The 2,810-nt window shown below is 33.3% G+C and carries 1 rRNA gene and 2 pseudogenes; 1 reads left to right on the top strand and 2 read right to left on the bottom strand.

What is annotated here, in order from left to right:
• Positions 1-90 (top strand): 5S ribosomal RNA (gene rrf, locus ACQKNI_RS26020); the annotation flags it as partial.
• A 1,381-nt stretch (positions 91-1,471) separates the two neighbouring features.
• On the opposite strand, the pseudogene ACQKNI_RS26015 reads toward rrf, so the two are convergent.
• Positions 1,472-1,959, bottom strand: a pseudogene (locus tag ACQKNI_RS26015) (ABC transporter permease).
• A gap of 119 nt (positions 1,960-2,078) precedes the next feature.
• Positions 2,079-2,299 (bottom strand): annotated as a pseudogene (locus ACQKNI_RS26010) (ABC transporter ATP-binding protein); the annotation flags it as partial.
• Between the last annotated feature and the right edge of the window lie 511 nt (positions 2,300-2,810).

Genomic DNA, 2,810 nt, shown 5'->3' with positions numbered 1-2,810 from the left:
ACCCGTTCCCATACCGAACACGGAAGTTAAGCTCTCTAGCGCCGATGGTAGTTGGGACCTTGTCCCTGTGAGAGTAGGACGTCGCCAAGCAACTTTAAGACGAGTCAGAATGACTCGTCTTTTTTGTGTTTTATAAAATAAGCTATATTTGTTTTTACCATCAATAAGTTTAAAAAGCTCACAAACACGCAGCATATCTTCAAAAAACTTAGGTAGCCCGATATGTTAATGGGTTCATTTGTATTATTACCTCATTTTAGTTAAATTTAATTTCTTTTATCCTACTATTATAAAGGAATCATGCTTTCAATCTAAGCTCCAGTAGAAACAAGAGGCTAGGTGGAAGATGAAATATGAAATATCCTCGCTGATTATTAACAATTCACCTTATAGGTCCCACATGCAATTTGTTTATTTGTAAGTCTCTTGTAGTCATTTGAAATTTGTATTGTTGTTTTACTAATTAATCAAGGTAATACGCTGAATGAATATGGCTTGTAAACGGGTTCGATCAACTTGCATCTAATAGACGGGAAAGACCTTTTTTGAGTGTAACTTCATAAATAAAGTGATTAAAGTATTTACCTACTCGTTGCTGCTTGAACAGTATGCTTTTTTATTATCTTACGGATATAAACAAGTTGGAGGAAGAATGAGTTCTTCGGTAATAAATTCAATTAGTTTATAGCTTTTATGTAGCTTATTTATAATTTAGGATACGATAAAATTAGGGGAGATATCTGGACGGTGTACCGCCTGTATATACTTCCCTTCTGTAAATATAGAAACAGGAAGAAGGTTTCCAATAGTGCCTGTATAAATATAGTGCTCGTTATCTCTATCATATAAAGGTGTTATAAAATCATTATTAATAGCTAAACGATACTTTAATTGTTTATATATAGGCATGGAATAAATCTTGTTAAATCTTATAATCGGCGACATTTTATAGAGAAGTTAAATGCTTATTTGAAATATAAAGAAGAAGTGGTATATCACGAATGGCAAGAACATTCGTTCTACGTCGGTGTAATGGGAATAATTAATCAATTGAGTTGCTTATTTTTAATCTCGTATATGTGTTTAAAGAAGAAAGGTTATTATTAGGTTCGGACTTTAAGTACAGCTTGTAACATTATCTATCTTATATTGAAGCGAGTAATACTAGAGGTTAAATATTGGTTTAATAATATGTAACTTATATGAATCTATAACAATACGAAAAGTGTAAATAAGATGGGCAAATAAATACGATAATACGCAAAAGGTTTTAAACTTATCTTTTCTAAAATTACCGCTAGCGTTGCTATTATACAAGGCGATGAAGCCCTACAGTATACATAGGGATACCATTCACACTTGAATGCTTACAGCTTTTTAATAAATTTAAGCCTGGCGCTCGGACCATTGCAGGAAGAGTGAAGAAAAAAAGCTCAGATGCAGTTTTATAATTTACTTTTATTAATAGATCTCAAGTCAGCCCTAGAATAGCCGTCCGAGTAAATAAATCTATATGTTTGGAGTTTACGAGCATAATGTTAGTCGTTGTAATAATGACTGTTAATATAATAGGAGGTACATAAATCTTCATTAGCAGAGCTAATAGTACAATGGGTAAAGATAAGAAAAAGGAAAGTCTACTACATATTAAAAAGTTTAGGAGAAAACCTGAAAGTAAAGTAGTGTTAAAACCAGTGAAGTTCCTCAATCGCCCTAATAATAAAGTTAACGCGTGACACCAGGATAGTTAGTGCTTCTGTATATTTACGAGTAAACAAATAAGTAATCACTGCTCTATATAAGGAGAACCCTATAACTAGAGTAGTATATAAGGTGATTTCAGTGAATAATTGATTCAACAGAAAAGTCGGAGTCAGATGTTTTGCTTTTATATGTATAAGGAGATACTACGGTTAAGAACAGTGCGATGCCATTCAAAATAATACTAATTAAAAACATATTAGTACGATTTAGTTTTAATAGTATTGTATAGAGTAGATTGACTGTTTGTTTTGTCTCTAACTAGCTTGGTGAGCTACTTTTCCGATCTATCTTCGCGCTGCTTCATTTTTATACTTCATAAACATTCTGTTGGTGTATTCTTGTTGTTCAAAGTGAGAATGAATATGGATATTTCCTTTATCATGTATTTACGTTTTGCTTTATGTAGTGTATCAGCAGAAACTTCCTCTAGTAATCGTCTGTCATGAATAATTCCTATATAATCGACTAGTTGTTCTATCTCGGCTAATATGTGATTGGAAACGAGTATTGTTATAGCTCTTTCTTGAGCTAAAGATGTTGTTTCTTTAAGAGAATTTACGATATGTTAAAGCACACGCAGGACTTTAGTCCGTCTTTAGACGCGAGAGGAAAGCATCGTTTTGGCATAGCGCAACATGGTATGCTTTATTCATAGTCATGCAAAAGACGTAAAAACATCGGAGAACCAACAACCTATATGGTCTGTTGTGGGAGTGTCAAAGCAGTGTTGCGTTCAAGAACTAAAAAACGTTCGTACAAATTAAGTAAGGCATGACGGATGGAGTAGTAAAGTGGAGGAGAAGATGTGTCTTCGTTAATGAAACTTTTGTAGGTTCTTAGCTAGCTGAACGAATACAAAAACATTAAATTGAATATCTTTATAAAAAGGTGTTGACGATTATACTTTAGAGGTGTAATATAGAACAAGTCGCCGATGCAATAACGCAGAACGCGGCAAACGAAATAAAAAACTTAGTTGACATTAACTAACGAAGATGTTAACATAAGGAAGTCGCAAATGAGCGACCAAGTAGTTCTTTGAAAAC

The sequence above is a fragment of the Bacillus sp. NPDC094064 genome (assembly GCF_050279585.1).
Taxonomy (GTDB): domain Bacteria; phylum Bacillota; class Bacilli; order Bacillales; family Bacillaceae_G; genus Bacillus_A.
The sequence above is the reverse complement of the archived record's forward strand: the minus strand, read 5'-3'. Positions and strand labels throughout refer to the sequence as shown.